General features: G+C 65.9%; 19 protein-coding genes. 16 read left to right on the top strand and 3 right to left on the bottom strand.

Annotation, left to right across the window (positions count from 1 at the left end):
- The 8 genes from glcF (at position 1) to EA798_RS09635 (ending at position 8,257) form a co-directional block, all read left to right on the top strand.
- Positions 1–1,218 (top strand): glycolate oxidase subunit GlcF, encoded by a 1,218-nt coding sequence (glcF, locus tag EA798_RS09670; protein WP_102820658.1) that lies wholly within the window; start codon positions 1–3, stop codon positions 1,216–1,218.
- Positions 1,219–1,291: 73 nt separating this feature from the next.
- A complete protein-coding gene (locus EA798_RS09665; RefSeq protein WP_003283314.1) occupies positions 1,292–1,696 on the top strand; it encodes a heme-binding protein in 405 nt (134 codons plus the stop codon).
- A 20-nt stretch (positions 1,697–1,716) separates the two neighbouring features.
- A complete protein-coding gene (locus tag EA798_RS09660) occupies positions 1,717–3,897 on the top strand; it encodes a malate synthase G (protein WP_122098803.1) in 2,181 nt (726 codons plus the stop codon).
- Between the two features lie 219 nt (positions 3,898–4,116).
- On the top strand, positions 4,117–5,820 hold the full coding sequence (locus EA798_RS09655) for an L-lactate permease (RefSeq protein WP_038663923.1): 1,704 nt from the start codon (positions 4,117–4,119) through the stop codon (positions 5,818–5,820).
- A 114-nt stretch (positions 5,821–5,934) separates the two neighbouring features.
- Positions 5,935–6,102, top strand: coding sequence for a rubredoxin (rd, locus tag EA798_RS09650; RefSeq protein ID WP_122098802.1), 168 nt, complete (start codon positions 5,935–5,937; stop codon positions 6,100–6,102).
- A gap of 34 nt (positions 6,103–6,136) precedes the next feature.
- Positions 6,137–7,321: an NAD(P)/FAD-dependent oxidoreductase gene (locus EA798_RS09645; RefSeq protein WP_122098801.1), complete on the top strand. Its 1,185-nt coding sequence runs from the start codon at positions 6,137–6,139 to the stop codon at positions 7,319–7,321.
- A 149-nt stretch (positions 7,322–7,470) separates the two neighbouring features.
- Positions 7,471–7,743 (top strand): HU family DNA-binding protein, encoded by a 273-nt coding sequence (locus tag EA798_RS09640; protein WP_003283322.1) that lies wholly within the window; start codon positions 7,471–7,473, stop codon positions 7,741–7,743.
- 139 nt (positions 7,744–7,882) lie between these two features.
- Positions 7,883–8,257, top strand: a complete 375-nt coding sequence (locus EA798_RS09635) for an SCP2 sterol-binding domain-containing protein (protein ID WP_020306777.1) — start codon at positions 7,883–7,885, stop codon at positions 8,255–8,257.
- 147 nt (positions 8,258–8,404) lie between these two features.
- Here the strand turns inward: EA798_RS09635 and EA798_RS09630 are convergent, their stop codons facing one another.
- Complete coding sequence (locus EA798_RS09630; protein ID WP_122098800.1) at positions 8,405–9,307, bottom strand: LysR family transcriptional regulator; 903 nt, start codon at positions 9,305–9,307, stop codon at positions 8,405–8,407.
- A gap of 174 nt (positions 9,308–9,481) precedes the next feature.
- On the opposite strand from EA798_RS09630, the gene EA798_RS09625 reads away from it, so the two are divergent.
- Both EA798_RS09625 and EA798_RS09620 read left to right on the top strand, forming a co-directional pair.
- On the top strand, positions 9,482–10,663 hold the full coding sequence (locus tag EA798_RS09625; RefSeq protein WP_122098799.1) for an acyl-CoA dehydrogenase: 1,182 nt from the start codon (positions 9,482–9,484) through the stop codon (positions 10,661–10,663).
- Positions 10,664–10,785: 122 nt separating this feature from the next.
- Positions 10,786–12,009, top strand: a complete 1,224-nt coding sequence (locus EA798_RS09620; RefSeq protein WP_122098798.1) for a CaiB/BaiF CoA transferase family protein — start codon at positions 10,786–10,788, stop codon at positions 12,007–12,009.
- A gap of 17 nt (positions 12,010–12,026) precedes the next feature.
- On the opposite strand, the gene EA798_RS09615 is transcribed toward EA798_RS09620, so the two are convergent.
- Positions 12,027–13,040 carry a zinc-binding alcohol dehydrogenase family protein gene (locus tag EA798_RS09615; RefSeq protein WP_122098797.1) on the bottom strand — a complete coding sequence of 338 codons (1,014 nt, stop codon included), beginning with the start codon at positions 13,038–13,040 and terminating at the stop codon, positions 12,027–12,029.
- 101 nt (positions 13,041–13,141) lie between these two features.
- Here EA798_RS09615 and EA798_RS09610 point away from each other — a divergent pair, with 101 nt between their 5' ends.
- The 4 genes from EA798_RS09610 (at position 13,142) to EA798_RS09595 (ending at position 16,144) form a co-directional block, all read left to right on the top strand.
- Positions 13,142–14,089 carry a LysR family transcriptional regulator gene (locus tag EA798_RS09610; RefSeq protein WP_122098796.1) on the top strand — a complete coding sequence of 316 codons (948 nt, stop codon included), beginning with the start codon at positions 13,142–13,144 and terminating at the stop codon, positions 14,087–14,089.
- Positions 14,090–14,150: 61 nt separating this feature from the next.
- Positions 14,151–14,759, top strand: coding sequence for a LemA family protein (locus EA798_RS09605; protein ID WP_106158765.1), 609 nt, complete (start codon positions 14,151–14,153; stop codon positions 14,757–14,759).
- Entirely contained in the window at positions 14,756–15,508 is a 753-nt protein-coding gene (locus tag EA798_RS09600) for a TPM domain-containing protein (protein WP_122098795.1), read from the top strand. The genes EA798_RS09605 and EA798_RS09600 overlap by 4 nt, the downstream gene beginning before the upstream one ends.
- 18 nt (positions 15,509–15,526) lie before the next feature.
- Positions 15,527–16,144: a TPM domain-containing protein gene (locus EA798_RS09595; protein ID WP_106156076.1), complete on the top strand. Its 618-nt coding sequence runs from the start codon at positions 15,527–15,529 to the stop codon at positions 16,142–16,144.
- 34 nt (positions 16,145–16,178) lie between these two features.
- On the opposite strand, the gene EA798_RS09590 is transcribed toward EA798_RS09595, so the two are convergent.
- Positions 16,179–18,155: an AAA family ATPase gene (locus EA798_RS09590; protein ID WP_122098794.1), complete on the bottom strand. Its 1,977-nt coding sequence runs from the start codon at positions 18,153–18,155 to the stop codon at positions 16,179–16,181.
- A 408-nt stretch (positions 18,156–18,563) separates the two neighbouring features.
- On the opposite strand from EA798_RS09590, the gene EA798_RS09585 reads away from it, so the two are divergent.
- Together EA798_RS09585 and EA798_RS09580 are read left to right on the top strand one after the other, a co-directional pair.
- Positions 18,564–19,025 (top strand): FecR domain-containing protein, encoded by a 462-nt coding sequence (locus EA798_RS09585; protein ID WP_106156074.1) that lies wholly within the window; start codon positions 18,564–18,566, stop codon positions 19,023–19,025.
- Positions 19,026–19,048: 23 nt separating this feature from the next.
- Positions 19,049–19,603 (top strand): OmpA family protein, encoded by a 555-nt coding sequence (locus tag EA798_RS09580; RefSeq protein WP_208643720.1) that lies wholly within the window; start codon positions 19,049–19,051, stop codon positions 19,601–19,603.
- The last annotated feature ends 1 nt before the right edge of the window (position 19,604 follow it).

Here is a 19,604-nt window from a genome sequence, read left to right as displayed (position 1 = left end):
ATGCAAACGAATCTGAGCGAAGCCGCGAAAAAACTGCCGCGCGCCGAGGAAGCCGAAAGCATCCTGCGCTCCTGCGTGCACTGCGGCTTCTGCAACGCCACCTGCCCGACCTACCAGTTGCTGGGCGACGAGCTGGACGGTCCGCGCGGGCGCATCTACCTGATGAAGCAGATGTTCGAAGGCGGCGAGGTGACCGAGAGCACCCAGCTGCACCTGGACCGCTGCCTGACCTGCCGCAACTGCGAAACCACCTGTCCGTCCGGGGTGAAGTACCACAACCTGCTGGACATCGGCCGCGACTTCATCGAGCAGCAGGTGCAGCGCCCGCTGGGCGAGCGCATCGTGCGCGGCGGCCTGCGTACGGTGATCCCGCGTCCCGGCCTGTTCAAGGCACTGCTGGGCGCCGGCAACGCGCTGAAGCCGCTGATGCCGGCCTCGCTCAAGGATCACCTGCCGCGCGAGATCCGCCCGGCCAAGCCGCGCCCGCAGGTGATGCACAGCCGCCGCGTGCTGATGCTCGAAGGCTGCGTGCAGCCGAGCCTGTCGCCGAGCACCAACGCCGCTGCTGCACGCGTGCTCGACCGTCTGGGCATCAGCGTCAGCCCGGCGCGCGAAGCCGGCTGCTGTGGCGCGGTGGACTACCACCTCAACGCCCAGGATGCCGGTCTGGACCGCGCACGGCGCAACATCGACGCCTGGTGGCCGGCCATCGAAGCCGGTGCCGAAGCCATCGTGCAGACCGCCAGCGGCTGCGGTGCCTTCGTCAAGGAATACGGCCATCTGCTCAAGGACGACCCGGCCTACGCCGCCAAGGCCGCGCGGGTCAGCGAGCTGGCCAAGGATCTGGTCGAAGTGCTGCGCAGCGCCGAACTGGAAAAGCTCGACGTGCGCGCCGACAAGCGCATGGCCTTCCACTGCCCGTGCACCCTGCAGCACGCACAGAAGCTCGGCGGCGCGGTCGAAGACGTGCTCACCCGTCTGGGCTACCAGCTCACTGCGGTGCCCGATGCGCACCTGTGCTGCGGCTCGGCCGGCAGCTATTCGATCACCCAGCCGGAGATTTCCCACCAGCTGCGCGACAACAAGCTCAACGCGCTGGAGAGCGGCAAGCCGGAAGTGATCGTCACCGCCAACATCGGCTGCCAGACCCACCTCGACGGTGCCGGGCGCACGCCGGTCAAGCACTGGATCGAAGTGGTCGAGGAATCGATGCAGTAGCAACGCCTCATGGTTCGGTCGCCCAGCCAGGGCGACCAGCGAACAACCGAAATACGAAGACAGGAGAATCGAGATGAAAAGCAAAGCCGTACTGAGCCAGACCGAAGTCGCCACCATCCTCGCCGCCGCCCGTGCCGAAGCGCAGGCCAACGGCTGGGCCGTGACCATCGTCGTCGCCGACGACGGCGGCCATCCGCTGGCGCTGGAGCGTCTGGACGGCTGCGCGCCGATCGCCTCCTACATCGCCACCGAGAAGGCCCGCAGCTCGGCCCTCGGCCGTCGCGAAACCAAGGGTTACGAGGACATGGTCAACGGCGGTCGCAGTGCCTTCCTCTCCGCGCCGGTGGTCTGCTCGCTGGAAGGTGGCGTGCCGCTGGTGGTCGACGGCCAGGTCATCGGTTCGGTCGGTGTCTCCGGCGTGACCGCGGCGCAGGACGCCCAGATCGCCAAGGCCGGCGTCGCTGCCCTGGCCAACTGAACAGACAAGGAGAACGACAGATGACCGAGCGTGTAACCCTGGGCCGCCTGCAGGTTGCGGCCAATCTGCAGCGATTCATCGAAGACGAAGTCCTGCCGGGCACCGGTATCGAAGCCGCCGCCTTCTGGCAGGGCCTGGACGCCCTGGTCCACGACCTGGCGCCGAAGAACCGTGAGCTGCTCGCCGAGCGCGACCGTATGCAGCTCGAGCTGGACAGCTGGCACAAGGCCAATCCGGGCCCGATCAAGGACATGGCGGCCTATCGCGCCTTCCTCGAGTCCATCGGTTACCTGTTGCCCGTGCCGGGCGAGGTGAAGATCGAGACGGCCAACGTCGACAGCGAGATCGCCACCCAGGCCGGCCCGCAGCTGGTGGTGCCGATCATGAACGCGCGTTATGCGCTGAACGCCGCCAACGCCCGCTGGGGCTCGCTGTATGACGCGCTCTACGGCACCGACGCCATCTCCGAAGAGGGCGGTGCGCAGAAGGGGCCGGGCTACAACGAAGTCCGTGGCGCCAAGGTCATTGCCTACGCGCGCAATTTCCTCGATCAGGCCGCGCCGCTGGCCGAAGGCAGCCATGCCGACGCCACCGCCTACCGCGTGCAGGACGGTCAGCTGAAGGTCACCCTGGAGAACGGCAGCGTCACCGGCCTCAAGCAGCCGGAGAAGTTCGTCGGCTTCCAGGGTGAAGCGGTCGAGCCGAAGGCCGTGCTGCTGAAGAACAACGGCCTGCACGTCGAAATCCAGATCGACCCGAACAGCCCGATCGGCCAGACCGATGCCGCCGGCGTGAAGGACCTGCTGGTCGAGTCCGCGGTTTCCACCATTCTCGACTGCGAAGACTCGGTCGCCGCGGTGGATGCCGACGACAAGGTGCTGGCCTACCGCAACTGGCTGGGCATCGTGCAGGGCACCCTCAGCGAGGAAGTGGCCAAGGGCAGCTCGAGCTTCGTCCGCCGCCTGAATCCGGACCGTGAGTACAGCGCGCCCAACGGCGGCGAGCTGAAGCTGCACGGCCGCTCGCTGCTGTTCATCCGCAACGTCGGTCACCTTATGACCAACCCGGCGATCCTGCTGGAAGACGGCCGCGAGATTCCGGAAGGCATCATGGACGGCGTGTTCACCAGCCTGATCGCCAAGCATGATCTCAAGCGCAAGGGCAACTCGCGCACCGGCAGCGTCTACATCGTCAAGCCGAAGATGCACGGGCCGAAGGAAGTCGCCTTTGCCGACGAGCTGTTCGGTCGCGTCGAGGACCTCATCGGTGTGCCGCGCTACACCTTGAAGATGGGCATCATGGACGAGGAGCGCCGTACCAGCGCCAACCTCAAGGCCTGCATCGCCGCGGCCAAGCACCGCGTGGCGTTCATCAATACCGGCTTCCTCGACCGTACCGGCGACGAGATGCACACCTGCATGGAAGCCGGCCCGGTGCTGCGCAAGGGCGACATGAAATCCACCCCGTGGATCCAGTCCTACGAGCGCAACAACGTGCTGGTCGGCCTGGCCTGCGGCCTGCGCGGCAAGGCGCAGATCGGCAAGGGCATGTGGGCCATGCCGGATCTGATGGCGGCCATGCTCGAGCAGAAGATCGGCCACCCGAAATCCGGCGCCAACACCGCCTGGGTGCCGTCGCCGACCGGCGCCACCCTGCACGCGCTGCACTACCACCAGGTGAACGTGCAGGCCGTGCAGAGCGAGCTGGAGAAGATCGACCTGGCGGCCGAGCGCGATCGGCTGCTCAACGATCTGCTGACCATTCCGGTGGTCGCCGAAGACACCTGGAGCGCTGAGGAGAAGCAGCAGGAGCTGGACAACAACTGCCAGGGCATCCTCGGTTACGTGGTGCGCTGGGTCGAACAGGGCGTCGGTTGCTCCAAGGTGCCGGACATCCACAACGTCGGCCTGATGGAAGACCGCGCCACCCTGCGTATCTCCAGCCAGCACATTGCCAACTGGCTGCACCACGGCGTGGTCAGCCGCGAGCAGGTTCAGGAGACCCTGGAGCGCATGGCCAAGGTGGTCGATCAGCAGAACGCCGGCGATCCGCTCTATCGCGCCATGTCCAGCGACTACACTCAGTCGATCGCCTTCCAGGCAGCGTCGGATCTGGTGTTCAAGGGCCGCGAGCAGCCGGCGGGCTACACCGAGCCGCTGCTGCACGCGTGGCGTCAGCGCTACAAGGCAAGTCAGGCCTGACAGGGCCGGGGAAACCGTGTGCTGCCTGAAGCCAGGCGCACGCGGTGCAGGACAGCAGCCCCAGGCGCCGAGTTGGCGTCCGGGGCTTTCGAGCATGAGCGGCACGGTTTCGGCCGGGCCGTTGGGAAGCGCACCGCGTGGGGGCGTTTCATGCGAAGCACCGGGCGTGCCCGGACACAATAGAAGCGGTTCACAACAAAAAACGCAGGGACCCAACAAATGAGTCAAACACTACTGTCCATCCTGGCCTTCGTGCCGCTGGTGCTGGCGGGTGTGCTGCTGATCGGCTTTCGCTGGCCGGCCAAGTACGCCATGCCGCTGGTTTTCGTCCTCACTGCGCTGATCGGCCTGCTGGCCTGGGACATGACCCTCAACCGGGTCATCGCTTCCACCTTGCAGGGTCTGATCCTCACCGCGGCGATCCTCTGGATCATCTTCGGTGCGATTCTGCTGCTCAACACGCTGAAACATTCCGGGGGGATCAGTTCGATTCGGCGTGGCTTCTCCAATGTCAGTCCTGACCGTCGCGTTCAGGTGCTGATCGTCGCCTGGCTGTTCGGCTGCTTCATCGAGGGGGCCTCGGGCTTCGGCACGCCAGCGGCGGTGGCGGCACCGCTGATGGTCGCGCTGGGCTTCCCGGCACTGGCGGCGGTGGTCATGGGGATGATGGTGCAGTCCACGCCGGTGTCCTTCGGTGCGGTGGGCACGCCGATCCTGGTCGGTGTCGGTGCGGGTCTGGACAAGACCGGCATCAGCGAACAGCTGGCGGCGGTGGGCAGTAACTGGGAGGTGTTCTTCCACCTGATCTTCTCGCGCGTCGCGATCATCCATGCGCTGTGCGGGATTCTCATGCCGCTGATCATGGTCAGCATCATGACCCGCTACTTCGGTCGCAACAAATCCTGGACCGAAGGTCTGGCGGTCGCGCCGTTCGCGGTGTTCACCGGTCTGGCTTTCGTCATTCCGTACGCGGCGGCCGGTGTGTTCCTCGGACCGGAATTCCCCTCGATGATCGGCGCGCTGGTCGGTCTGGCCATCGTCGTACCGGCGGCCAAGGCCGGCTTCCTGCTGCCCAAGGACACCTGGGACTTCGCTCCGGCGAAGGAATGGCCGTCCGAGTGGATGGGCAAGATCGAGATGAAGATCGAGGATGTCGCCGGCAAGACGCCGATCTCCGTGCCGATGGCCTGGGCGCCGTACCTGGTACTGGCCGGTTTGCTGGTCGCCTCGCGGGTATTCCCTGACTTCAAGGCACTGCTGATGTCGTTCAGCTTCGGCTGGAAGGACATCCTCGGCGAAACGGGCGTTTCCGGTACGCTGGAGCCGCTGTACCTGCCAGGCGGGATTCTCTGCATCGTGGTGCTGATCACCTTCTTCCTGCACCGCATGAAGGCGCAGGAGCTGGGCGCGGCGATTTCCGAGTCGAGCAAGACCCTGCTCGGCGCGGGTTTCGTGCTGATCTTCACCATTCCGATGGTGCGGATTCTGATCAACTCGGGCGTGAACGGCTCCGACCTGGTGTCCATGCCGGTGGCGATGGCGCAGCTGGTGGCCAACAGCGTGGGCGGTGTCTATCCGTTCTTCGCCCCGGCCGTCGGTGGCCTGGGTGCCTTCATCGCCGGTTCCAATACCGTGTCCAACCTGATGCTGTCGCAGTTCCAGTTCAACACCGCAGGCCTGCTGGGGCTGTCCGGTGCGCTGATGGTGGCGCTGCAGTCGGTAGGTGCGGCGGCGGGCAATATGATCGCCATCCACAACGTGGTGGCGGCCTCGGCCACCGTCGGCCTGCTCGGTCGCGAAGGAATCACCCTGCGCAAGACCATGCTGCCGACCCTGTACTACCTCATCCTGGCCGGCACCATCGGCCTGATCGGGTTCTACGTGATGGGCATCAGCGATCCGCTGGTGGGTGCCGCAGGCTAAGCCTGGCGGTAGCGCAACGGGCGGCCTAGGCCGCCCGTTTTCATTTGTGGGTTTGGTGCGGCGCGCCGTTCTGGTATAGCGTGCGTCGCAGTCGACGGAACATCGAGGTTAGCGATGAAAAAATGGCAATGTGTGGTGTGCGGCTATATCTATGACGAAGCACTGGGCGCGCCTGACGAGGGCATCGCGCCTGGGACGGCATGGGAAGATGTGCCGGAAGACTGGGTGTGCCCGGATTGCGGCGTCGGCAAGATGGACTTCGAAATGATCGCCATCGGCTGATCGCTTTCGCAACGCTTCTCTGGAGAACAAGATCGTGAGCGCACCTGTAGTCATCATCGGCACCGGCCTGGCCGGCTATAACCTGGCCCGGGAATTCCGCAAGCTGGACCCCCAGACGCCGCTGTTGCTGATCACCGCCGACGACGGGCGCTCCTACTCCAAACCGCTGCTTTCCACCGGTTTCGCCGCCAACAAGAACGCGGAGAATCTCGGCATGGCCACCGCCGGCGCCATGGCCGAGCAGCTGAACGCGGAGATTCGTACCCATACCCGCGTCACCCGTCTGGACCCGGCGAATCGGCGTGTGTGGATCGGCAACGAGCCGGTGCCCTACCGCGACCTGGTGCTGGCCTGGGGCGCGCAGACGATTCAGGTGCCGGTGGAGGGCGATGCGGCGGACGCGGTCTATCCGATCAACGACCTGCACGATTACGGCCGCTTCCGTGCCGCTGCCGCCGGCAAGCGTCGCGTGCTGATCCTCGGTGCCGGGCTGATCGGCTGCGAGTTCGCCAATGATCTGCTGCTGGGGGGGCACGAGGTCGATCTGGTCGCCCCCAGCGAGCAGGTCATGCCCGGCCTGCTGCCGCTGCAGGCCGCCGAGGCGGTGAAGCGCGGCCTGGAGGGCATCGGCGCGCGCTTTCACCTCGGGGCTACGCTGGAGCGCCTGCAGCGCAGCTCCGATGGTCTGCAGGCGACCCTGTCCGACGGCTCGCAGCGGGGCTGCGATCTGGTGGTCAGTGCCGTCGGGTTGCGCCCGCGCATCGAACTGGCTGCCGAGGCGGGGCTCGAGGTCAAGCGTGGCATCGTCGTCGATCGCCTGCTCAAGACCTCGGCGGAACACGTCTATGCCCTAGGCGATTGCGCCGAAGTCGAAGGGCTCAGCCTGCTCTACGTGATGCCGCTGATGGCTGGGGCGCGAGCCCTGGCTAAAACGCTGTTTGGCAATCCTACCTTTGTCAGCTACGGCCCCATGCCGATCACGGTGAAGACCCCGGCATGCCCGGTAGTGGTCTCCCTGCCTGCGGTTGGCAGTGCCGGAAACTGGACCGTCGAAGCCCAGGGTAACGACGTCAAAGCGCTCTATCTCGGTACTTCGGGCCAACTGCTCGGCTATGCCCTGACCGGTGCGGCGGTACAGGAACGCCTGGCGCTGAACAAGCAGCTGCCGCCAGTGCTGGCGGAACTACCGCAAATTCTGTCGCTAAAGTCCCCCAGCTGAGGCTGCGCGGCGTCCGGAGGGACTGGCGCAGGTGCTAGCGCCGTGCCATTCTCCATGGGTCTGCCCCAGCCTAGAGCTGTTGCAGCGCCTTTAGCGCTGTTCTTGTGAACAGTACGGACACAACAACAAAAACGTCTCAGAGGCTTCCCATGCGTAAACCGGAACTCGCCGCAGCCATTGCCGAGAAGGCTGACCTGTCCAAGGATCAGGCCAATCGGGTACTCAACGCCGTGCTGGATGAAATCACCAACGCGCTGAACCGCAAGGACAGCGTGACCCTGGTTGGTTTCGGCACCTTCGTTCAGCGCCACCGCGGCGCCCGCACCGGGAAAAACCCGCAAACCGGGCAACCGGTGACCATCAAGGCCAGCAACACCGTTGCCTTCAAGCCCGGCAAGATGCTCAAAGACGCGGTCAACTGACGCTGCGCCAACCCGGAGCCAGCGGGCTCCGGGTCAACCTGACTGCCCGGTCCGCCTCGGACCCGTTCGTACCCATCCTTTCCCCAGCCGACCAAGCCACTACAATGCGGCCTTTTCTCGTACCGGTCGGGACCTCACCATGAAATTCCGCTTTCTGCTTTGGATGCTTGGCCGCCTGATGGCCAAGGCCAGCCGTACCAACCCCGAGTTCCAGCAGCAGCTGGGCGACAAGGATCTGACCTTTCAGCTGCACACCCTGGACGGCAAGGTCGCCCGGCACTTCGTGGTGAAAGACCAGCGCGTCACCAGCAAGCGCGGCCCGGCGAGTGAGCCGGCGTTCTCCCTGGGGTTTAAGGATGCCGCCTATGGCTTCGCCACCATGACGGCGAAGAACAAGCAGCTGGCGTTCATGCAGGGGATTCAGAACAAGGACATCCAGATCCAGGGGAATCCGGCGCTGGTGATGTGGTTTCAGGGGCTGACCAAATACCTGAAGCCGAAAAAGAAGAAGTAGTGTCGCCCTGAGCCCGCGATCCGGCGCGCTCATTTCTGGGATGTCCTGGCACCTGGCTCGTCAGGCCCAAACCTGCGCCACCTGTGGTGGAAAACGCTGCGCGGCTTCCACCCTACCGCCTTCCTGGTGCCAGATCCCCACACCTTCCTACGCCCCCTCCCGCCAAACCCTCGCTTCCTCCTTCAACCAATCCCGAAACGCCACCAGCCCCGCCGACTCCACCTTGCGCTCCGGAATCATCAGGTAGTACGCCCGCGTCTCGCTGCGATAGGCGTGCGGATGCGCCAGCACCAGCCGCCCCTCGGCCAGTTCCCGCTGGATCAGGAACGGCGGAATCAGCGCTACCCCCATGCCGTGCTCGGCCGCCTGCGCCAGCATGGAGAACAGCTCCAGCCGCGGGCCGGTCATGTCGCGGGCGACTTTCAGCCCCAACGAATCGAACCATTGGCGCCAGGCATAGGGCCGGGTGGTCTGCTGCAGCAGCGGCAGTTCGGCCAGGGTCTGGGTCGTGAACGGCTGACCGTCGCGCAGCAGGGCGGGGCTGCAGACTGGCTGCAGGTCCTCGGGCATCAGGTAGTGCGCCTCGGTACCGGACCAGTCGGCATCGCCGAAGTAGATGGCAGCATCGAACTCGGTATCGGCAAACAGAAAGGGCCTAGTGCGGTTGGTCAGGTTCACCGTGATCTCCGGATGCAGCGCCTGGAAATGCCTGAGGCGCGGCACCAGCCATTGGGTGCCGAAGGTCGGCACCACGGCCAGTTCCAGGCTCATCGCGCCTTGCTGGCCCATCACCGAAAGCGTGTCGCGCTCCACCGCGTCCAGCTGCGCCGCGATGCGGCGGGCGTAGGACTGGCCGGCGGCGGTCAGCTTCACGCCGCGCCGCGAACGGCGGAACAGCGCCAGGCCGAGGAATCCCTCCAGCCCGCCGATCTGTCGGCAGATGGCGCTTTGGGTCAGCGCCAGCTCGTCGGCCGCGCGGGTGAAGCTTTCGTGGCGGGCGGCGGCCTCGAAGGCGATCAGCGCGGCGGTACTGGGAATCTTGCGGCGCATTATGCAAAGACCTCACGGGATAAGCCTGCTAATGGACGAAGAGCTTATCTCGGAGTGAGGGAAACGCACAGTTTGATGCGAAATCCTCGTTTGCGACGCGCTGTCGTGGCGCCTAGGATCAGCTCATCCCGCCCGCGCGCCTGCGGTGCCGAAGACAACAAGAGGAGCCCCCGAATGGCCGGCAAAGCAAGCTTCAACTGGATCGACCCGCTGCTGCTCGACCAGCAGCTGACCGAAGAAGAGCGCATGGTGCAGGCCAGCGCCGCGCAGTTCGCCGCCGACAAGCTGGCGCCGCGGGTGCTGGAAGCCTTCCGCCATGAGCGCACCGATCCGGCGATCTTTCGCGAGATGGGCGAGACCGGCCTGCTCGGTGCGACCATTCCCGAAGCCTACGGCGGCAGCGGGCTGAGCTACGTGTGCTACGGCCTGATCGCCCGCGAGGTCGAGCGCATCGATTCGGGCTACCGCTCGATGATGAGCGTGCAGTCCTCGCTGGTGATGGTGCCGATCTTCGAGTTCGGCAACGAGGCGACCAGGCAGAAGTACCTGCCCAAGCTGGCCAGCGGCGAATACATCGGCTGCTTCGGCCTCACCGAGCCGAACCACGGCTCCGACCCTGGCTCGATGGTCACCCGGGCGAAAAAGGTCGACGGCGGCTATCGCCTGTCCGGCAGCAAGATGTGGATCACCAACAGCCCGATCGCCGATGTCTTCGTGGTCTGGGCCAAGGATGACGCCGGCGAGATTCGCGGCTTCGTGCTGGAAAAGGGCTGGGAAGGGCTGTCCGCCCCGACGATTCACGGAAAAGTCGGCCTGCGCGCCTCGATCACCGGCGAGATCGTCATGGACAACGTGTTCTGCCCGGAAGAGAACGCCTTCCCCGACGTGCGCGGGCTGAAGGGGCCGTTCACCTGCCTGAACAGTGCCCGCTACGGCATCAGCTGGGGCGCGCTGGGCGCCGCCGAGTTCTGCTGGCACACCGCGCGCCAGTACGTGCTCGACCGCCAGCAGTTCGGCCGGCCGCTGGCTGCCAACCAGCTGATCCAGAAGAAGCTGGCCGACATGCAGACCGAGATCAGCCTGGCCCTGCAAGGTTGCCTGCGCCTCGGCCGGATGAAGGACGAGGGCACCGCCGCGGTGGAAATCACTTCGATCATGAAGCGCAACAGCTGCGGCAAGGCGCTCGACGTGGCGCGCATGGCGCGCGACATGATGGGCGGCAATGGCATCAGCGACGAGTTCGGCGTGGCCCGGCACCTGGTCAACCTGGAGGTGGTGAACACCTACGAGGGCACCCACGATGTGCATGCACTGATTCTCGGCCGCGCGCAGACAGGCATTCAGGCGTTCTTCTGACGCTGCCGTAGGGTGGATGACGCTCTTTTCATCCACCGTTGGCCACGCACGGTGGATGGGTGAAACATCAGCTACGCGCCCCGATCCACCCTACGTTCACTTGAGCTTCGAGGTTTTCGTCCATGCCCGGCGCCTTGTCCCATATCCGTGTTCTCGACTTGTCGCGCGTGCTCGCCGGGCCCTGGTGCGGGCAGATCCTCGGTGATCTCGGCGCCGAGGTGATCAAGGTCGAGCGCCCTGGCACGGGCGACGATACCCGTCACTGGGGCCCGCCCTATCTCAAGGACCAGCACGGCGAGAACACTTCGGAGGCCGCCTATTACCTGACCGCCAACCGCAACAAGCAATCGCTGACCGTCGACTTCACCCGGCCCGAGGGCCAGCGCATCATCCGCGAGCTGGTGGCGCAGTGCGATGTGCTGCTGGAGAACTTCAAGGTCGGCGGGCTGGCCGCCTACGGGCTGGATTACGAAAGCCTGAAGGCGATCAATCCGCGGCTGATCTACTGCTCGATCACCGGTTTCGGCCAGGACGGCCCCTACGCCACACGTGCCGGCTACGACTTCATGATCCAGGGCCTCGGCGGGCTGATGAGCCTGACCGGGCGCAGCGATGCGGAGGAGGGCGCCGGGCCGGTGAAGGTCGGCGTGGCGCTGACCGATATCCTCACCGGCCTGTACGCCACCGTTGGCGTGCTCGCTGCGCTGGCACATCGCGAACGCAGCGGCGAGGGCCAGCATATCGACACGGCGCTGCTCGACGTGCAGGTCGCCTGCCTCGGCAACCAGGCGCTCAACTACCTCACCACCGGCGTGGCGCCCAGGCGCATGGGCAATGCCCATCCGAACATCGTGCCCTATCAGGATTTCCCCACTGCCGACGGCGACATCATCCTCACCGTCGGCAACGACGGTCAGTTCCGCAAGTTCTGCGAGGGGGCCGGGCGTCCCGAGTGGGCGGCCGATGCCCGCTTCGCCACCAATCGCGCGCGCGTTGCCCATCGCGCCGAACTGATTCCGCTGATCCGCCAGGTCACGGTGTTCCGCACCACGGCCGAATGGGTCAGTGCGCTGGAGCAGGCCGGTGTGCCCTGCGGGCCGATCAACGACCTGGCGCAGGTGTTCGCCGACCCGCAGGTGCAGCATCGCGGGCTGAACGTCGATATGCTGCATCCGCTGGCCGGCCGCGTGCCGCAGGTGGCCAGCCCGCTGCGGCTGTCCGCTTCGCCAGTGGCGTACCGCAACCCGCCGCCGCTGCTCGGCGAGCACAGCGAGGCGCTGTTGCAGCGCCTGCTGGGCATGAGCGACGAGCAGATCGCCGGCCTGCGCGCGGCCGGAGTGATCTAGCCTGGAGGCTATCTAGCTCAGAAGCCTTCCAGCACGATCTTGCCTTTGGCCTTGCCGCTTTCCAGCAGGGCATGGGCGCGGCGCAGGTTGGCCGCGTTGATGGTGCCGAAGTGCTCGCCGAGGGTGGTGCGCAGCACGCCCAGATCGACCAGCTGGCTGACGCGCTGCAGCAGGTGGTGCTGCTCGATCATGTCCGGCGTCTCGAACAGTGAGCGGGTGAACATCAGCTCCCAGTGCAGCGACAGACTCTTGCGCTTGAGCTTCATCACGTCCAGCGGCTGGGCCGGATCGTCGATCAGCGCCAGGCGGCCCTGGGGCGCCAGTGCCTCGACCAGCTGGTCGAAATGCTGATCGGTCTGGGTCAGGCTGGCGACATGGCTGACGCTGGCGAAACCGGCGCGCTGCAGCTCGGCGTGCAGCGGCTGGCTATGGTCGATGACATGATGGGCGCCGTGTTCGCGGGCCCAGGCCTGGGTTTCCGGGCGCGAGGCGGTGGCGATCACGCTGACCTTCGTGAGCTGACGGGCCAGCTGCAGCATGATCGAACCGACGCCGCCGGCGGCACCGACGATCAGCAACCGCTGCCCGGCGCCCTGGCCTTCCACCAGTTGCAGGCGTTCGAACAAGAGCTCCCAGGCGGTGATGGCAGTCAGCGGCAGTGCGGCGGCCTCGGCAAAGCTCAGGCTCCGCGGCTTGCGCCCGACGATGCGCTCGTCCACCAGATGGCGTTCGCTGTTGCCGCCGGCGCGGGCGATGGAGCCTGCGTAGAACACCTCGTCGCCGACCTTGAACAGGCTGACTTCGCTGCCCACCCCGACGACCACACCGGCGACGTCCCAGCCCAGCACCTTCGGCTGACCGCCCTCGGGCTGCGTGTTGCGGCGTACCTTGGTATCCACCGGGTTGACCGAAATGGCGCGCACCTCCACCAGCAGATCGCGCGGGCCGGGTACCGGCTCGGGCAGTTCCACGTCCTGCAGCGCGCGGGGATCGTCAATGGCGAGGGATTGGAAGTAGGCGACCGCTTTCATGCTGTTGCTCCGTATGGATTCGGTTGGGAGGGCATGCTCAGCTATTTGACTCGGCGGAAAAACGGGGTGATAAGCGAGGCTCTTTCAACAGGATTTTGAAAATGCTGCGTATCGATGACCTGCAGCTGTTCGTCCGCACCGCCGACAGCGGTAGCCTTTCCGCGGCCGCGCGCGGGCTCGACGTGTCGCCGGCGGTGGCCAGTGCGGCCTTGAAGCGCCTGGAGGCGAGCCTGGGGGCGCGACTGTTCGTGCGCTCCACACGCAGCCTGCGCCTGACTGCCGAGGGTGAGGCGTATCTGCTGCATGCCCGGGCGGCACTGGCCAGCCTGCACGAGGGCGCCCAGACCCTCGCTGGCGGGCGCGAGGCGATCCGCGGCGTGCTGCAGCTGTCGGCACCATCGGACTTCGGTCGCAACGTCCTGCTGCCCTGGCTCGACGAATTCCAGGCGCGCCATCCGCAGTTGCAGCTGCGCCTGCTGCTGGGCGACGGGTTGACCGACCTGTTCCGGCAGCCGGTGGACCTGGTCCTGCGTTACGGCGAGCCGCAGGATTCCAGCCTGGTGGCGCTGCCGGTGGCGGCCGGCAATCGCCGGGTGCTGTGCGCCTCGCCGGCCTACCTGCAGCGCCACGGCGCGCCGCAGCGGCTGGACGAGCTGGCAGCACACAATTGTCTGCGCTTCATGCTCGCCGGCCGCGTGCATGACCGCTGGTGCTTTCAGGAAGGGCGCCGGGGGCGCACCGTGCAGGTCGCTGGCGACCGCGTCAGCGACGATGCCGATGTGGTGCGACGCTGGGCCCTGGCCGGCCTCGGGCTGGCCTACAAGTCGTGGCTGGACATCGCCGATGATGTGGCGGCCGATCGTCTGCGAATACTGTTGCCGGAGTGCCTCGGCGAAGCGGCGCCGCTCGGCCTGCTCTGCGCCCACCGTGCGCAGCTGAGCAAGCCGGTAAGGCTGCTCCACGAGCACTTGCAGACGCGTTGCGCGGCCCTGCTGGTGCGGGCACCGTGGACGCTGTCCGCGGCGCAGGGAGTTTCATCGTCGACCTGAACTCTTATGGCCCTTGGCTATTCTTATCTGCGTACTGGTTAACAGAATGGACGAGCGCACCATGCATACGCAGCGTTTTCGCTACACCTGGCAACTGACCGTTGTCGTCCTCATGTCCTGGCTGCTGGCCGGCTGCGGTATCAACAACATCCCCCGCTATGACGAGCAGGTGAAATCCGCCTGGTCGCAAGTGGAGAACCAGTATCAGCGGCGTGCCGACCTGATTCCCAATCTCGTCGAGACGGTCAAGGGCTTCGCCCGTCAGGAGCAGGAAACCCTCACTGCGGTGGTGGAAGCGCGGGCCAAGGCCACCTCGATTCAGGTCGACGCCAATACCCTCGACGATCCGCAGAAGCTGCAGCAGTTCCAGCAGGCGCAGAACCAGTTGACCGGCGCCCTGAGCCGGCTGATGGCGGTGTCCGAGCGCTACCCGGAGCTCAAATCGAACCAGAACTTCCTTGCGCTGCAGTCGCAACTCGAAGGTACCGAGAACCGCATCGCGGTGGCACGTCGCGACTTCATCGCGGCGGTGGAGCGCTACAACACCGAGATCCGCACCTTTCCCGGCCGTATCTGGCACAAGCTGATGTACAGCGATATGCCGATCCGCGAGAACTTCGAGGCGACGGCCGAGAACGCCGAGCAAGCGCCGCAAGTGCAGTTTCAATGACGTCCAGGTTTCCGCTACTGCTGGTCCTGCTGCTCTGGACCGCAGGCCTCGTTGCTCAGGAAAGCGATTTGCCGGCGCTGACCGGCCGCGTGGTCGATCGCGCCGAGCTGCTCGATACCCAGGCCGAGGCGCGCCTGACCAGCATGCTGGCCGGGCACGAGCAGGCGACCGGTGAACAGGTGGTAGTGGTCACCGTGCCGGACCTGGGCGGGCGCAGCATCGAGGAGTTCGGGCTGGAGCTGGGCCGCAGCTGGGGCATCGGGCAGAAGGATGAGGACAACGGTGCGCTGCTGATCGTCGCCCGGGATGACCGCAAGATTCGCATCGAGGTCGGCTACGGCCTCGAAGGCCGGCTCACCGACGCGCAATCCTCGGTGATCATCAACCGGATCATCGCGCCGGCATTCCAGCGCGGCGACTTCGCCGCCGGAATAACCGAAGGGGCGGAGGCGATCATCACCGTGCTCGGCGGCGACGCGTTGCCTGCCGAGCTGCGACCAGTGATGCCGATGGGCCAGCAACAACCCGGCGGCCTCGGGATTCTCGGCTTCTTCCTCATGCTGGTGGCGATCTTCGTCATCGGCGGTGGTCGCGGTGGCCGCGGGGGTGGCCGGCGCGCCCTGCTGCTGGGTGCCTTGCTTGGCGGCATGGGCCGTGGTGGCGGCTTCGGTGGTGGTGGTTTCGGCGGCGGCGGCTTCGGTGGTGGCGGTGGTGGCTTCGGCGGCGGTGGTGCTTCCGGCGGCTGGTAATTCAATAATGGATGAACGATGACCTTACTCAGCGAAAGCGAACTGCGACAGGTGGCCGAGGCGATTGAGCAGGTCGAACGCAATACCGATGCCGAACTGGTAACGGTGCTGGCAGCGCAGGCAGACGACTACCGCTACATTCCGCTGCTTTGGGCCAGTTTGATTGCGCTGCTGCTACCGGGGGCGCTGCTGTTCTTCAGCGGTTGGCTCGGTGCCTGGCAACTGCTGCTGGTGCAGTGGGCGACCTTTATCGTGCTGGCGGTGCTATTCCGCATGCCGGCACTGACCAGCCGGCTGATTCCGCGTTCGGTGCGCTGCTGGCGTGCCTGCAACCTGGCGCGGCGGCAGTTCATCGAGCTCAATCTGCATCACACCGATGCTGATACCGGCGTCCTGATCTTCGTTTCCGAAGCCGAGCGTTATGTGGAGATTCTCGTCGACCGCGGCATATCCAGCCGCATCGACAATGCGGCCTGGGAATCCATCGTCGCCTGTTTCACCGATCGGGTGAAACAGGGGCAGGTGCTGGAAGGCTTTCTCGGCTGCATCGAGGCCAGCGGCGCGCTGCTGGCGCAGCATGTGCCGAAGACTCACGAGCGCAACGAGCTGCCCAATCGGCTGGTGCTGTTGCCCTGAGCACTCGGGCGTTGCCGAGCGTTCAGGCAATGTTTCAGGCCATGCCGGGGCCTTCCGGTTCGGCAGTGTCCTTCGGCTCGCCGGCGACCAGATCGAACAGCGCCCCGGTGCTGTCGTCGAAGCCTGAGGCCGCGACACGCTCCAGGCCTGTGGCGGGGCCGTGCAGCGGCGAGACGGCATGGGCGCGGTCGGCGGGCACCTGTGCGACGGCCGCCAGGACTTCTTCGCCGGCGACCGTCTCGCATTCGAGCAAGCGCTCGGTGATGTGATCGAGGGCGGGCTTGAGCCGCTGGAGCAGCGCCAGGCAATCCTGATTGAGCTGCTGCAGCAGCTCGTCGGCCGCCTCCAGTGCTTCGCGCGGATCGCTTTCCAGGTGCGCATCACGCACGGCCTGCAAGCTCAGCAGCGAGCCGCGCGGGCCCATACCCAGGGCACCGACCATCGACAGCGCGATCTTCGAGGCTTCCTGCAGGTCCTGCCCGGCACCCGAAGACACCTCATGGAAGTACAGTTGCTCGGCGCCGCGCCCGGCCAGCAGCATCTGGATGCGATTGCGCAGCTCGGAGTACATGTGCAGGCGCTTGTCTTCCACCGGCGTCACCAGGGTCACGCCGAGTGCCTGGCCGCGCGGAAGGATGGTGACCTTCTCGACCCGGCCGACATTCAGTGCCGCCGCCACCAGCGCGTGGCCGGCCTCGTGTACGGCAATGCGCTTGCGATCGGTCGGCGACATCGGCGTCACACCGGACGGCTGCTCGCCGATGCGGCAGGTTTCCACCGCGTCGACGAAGTGCGCCATATCGACCTGTCTGGCGCCCGCGCGGGCCGCCAGCAGCGCGGCATGGTTGACGATATAGGCGATCGCGGCCGGCGTGAGGCCGACGGTATTGCGCGCCAGCTGCGGGAAATCCAGCTCCGCCGCGGCAGTGATCTTGCCGGCGTACAGGCGGAACAGCGCTTCACGATCGTCGAGGCCGGGCAGGCCGACGGCGATGGAGCGGTCGAAGCGGCCTTCACGTACCAGCGCCGGGTCGAGCGAGTTCGGGAAGTTGGTGGCGCCGAGGACCAGCACGCCGGCGGCGCCATCGAAGCCATCCATCTCGGCAAGGAACTGGTTGATGATGCGGTTGCTCTCGGCGTCGCTGGAGCGGGTCTGTTCCGCACGCTTGCCGATGCCGTCGATCTCGTCGATGAAGATGATGCACGGCGCCTGCTTGCGCGCGGTGCGGAACAGCGACTTGACCTTCTGGATGCCTACACCGAAGTACATCGACGAAAAGTCGCTGCCGGTGACCTGGATGAAGCTGGCATTCGACTCGCTCGCCAGCGCCTTGGCCAGCTGGGTCTTGCCGGTGCCGGGTTCGCCGGTCAGCAGCACGCCCTTCGGCGGTCGGGCGCCCAGGCGCGCATAGGCGGCCGGATCGCGCAGATAGGCGGTGACGTCACTGAGGGCCTGCTTGGCCTCCGCGGCGCCGATGACATCGGCGAAGGTCACGCCGCTGCCCTTGCGCTGCACGTCGAAGCCGCGGGTCTTCATGGCGAAGAAGATCGCCGCGCCGATCAGCAGCAGGGCGATCGGCGAGTAGGGCAGCAGGAATTTGTAGAACGGCTTCTCCGCGTCGGTCTGGAACATCGCCAGCGGGAACAACTCCGCGCCGCTGGCGGCGTACTGATCGAGCAGCAGAGCGGCAACCCGCCCGGACTGGTCCGGTACCCAGTAACGTTGCTCGCCGGTGGTGGTGACGTAAACCGCATCGGCACCCAGCGCGGCGCTGGCAATGGCGCCGCCGCGCAGGTCACCCATCAGCCGCGACAGGTCACCGCGGTTGGCTTCCCAGCTTTCGCGCGAGCTCTGCAGCTCGCCGAGCATGGCGGCAGCCGAGCCGGCGGCGGGGCTGTCCGCCGGTGCGCTGGGTTGTACCAGCCAGAGGGCGACAGCCGCGAGCAGCAGCAGGGAAAGAACGGACAACGCAAGGCCGCGGCGACCCTGGAGTAGGCGTGGTTTCTTCATTTCACATCCAATCGGGCCAGACCCGACGCATCGATAAACACTGCCCGAAGTGGGCAGACCACAGTTTTCTGGCGCGGGGAGTACCCGCTGGCGCACAAGGCAAAGGTGCGTGCGGTCGCTAGCTTATGGATGCTGTTCTGTGCCAGACCGCTGGTCAGTTATTGATCAACCGACAGCGGCGAGGATACGGCAAGCGGGGCTCCCTGAATGATTGCGCGACGAACGGCGATGGGGTTTGCGACGAATGACCGGTTACCCACGGAACCGATGGGCATGCGCGTAAAGCGGTGTTGAAACACATGGATTTATGAAAACGAAACGGCCGAGGGATTTTTTGCCGGTTTGCACTGCCTTACTCCGGTGGAGCCGAACGGCATCGCTCCCTCTGCCTTACTGATGAGAGCTTCGATGATCAGTCCTCACAACTACCTATTGCGAGCCTCCTGCATGGTCGCCGCCGTCTGGATCGGGCCTGCCTTGGCCGAGAACCTGCCCGAGCCCGTAGGGCATGTGGCGCGGGTGGAAGGCGCCGCCTATATCAGCAGCCGTGGCTATACCAATGCCGCCAAGGTCGGCCAGGCGATCGTCCCGGGCGTCGGGTTGAGTACCGGTGCTGAAGGAGCGTTGGGAGTGATCCTCGGTGACGGCAGCGTGTTGTCGTTCGGCCCGCACAGCGAGCTGACGCTGGATGACTACCGCTTCGCCCCCGCCGCGGATGAGCTGCGGCTGCGCGCGACGCTCAACCGGGGCACTCTCAATCTGATTGCGGGCGACATGGCCCGCCTCGATCCGCAGGCAATCTCCATCGAGACGCCGGACGGCCGGATCGGCGTGCGCGGCGGCCAGGTGCTGATGAAGGTGGGGCCGTGAAGCCGATATCGCTGACGAAAACCATGGCACTGCTGGCAATGGCGACGCTGGCTGGCTGTGCCCAGCAGTCCTACGTGATGCTGGCGGACAATGGCGGTGGGCTCGGTGGTGTGGTGCTCGGAGAAGATGGCGAGCGTCGGCTGGACGCTTCCGGGCAGGGCATCGCGATCGCCGCGGGGCTGGCATTCGCCGTGTCGGATGTGCGGCGCAAGGCGGATTTTGACCGCGCGCTGGCGGCTCAACCGGCTCTGCCGGAGCGATTCACCCTGCATCTTGCGCCATCCGGTCAGCTGGACGGTGCCGCTGAGCAGCTGCTCGACGGCGTTCTGCTGGCGGCTCGTCGTCGGGATTATCCGGTGGTAACGGTGATCGGCCATACCGATACCCTGGGGCATCGTGCGGCCAACGAGCAGGTCGGTCTGCGACGCGCCCAGGCGGTTGCCGAGCTACTGCGCGTCAAGGGGCTGGAGGCGATGGAGTTGCGGGTGGAATCCCACGGCGAGCGCAATCTGCTGATAGCGACGCCGGATGCCACGGCCGAGCCGCGCAATCGGCGGGTCGAAATTCTGGTGCGTTGAG

The sequence above is a fragment of the Pseudomonas songnenensis genome, assembly GCF_003696315.1.
Lineage (GTDB): Bacteria > Pseudomonadota > Gammaproteobacteria > Pseudomonadales > Pseudomonadaceae > Stutzerimonas > Stutzerimonas songnenensis.
This window is presented reverse-complemented; position numbering and strand designations above follow the sequence as displayed.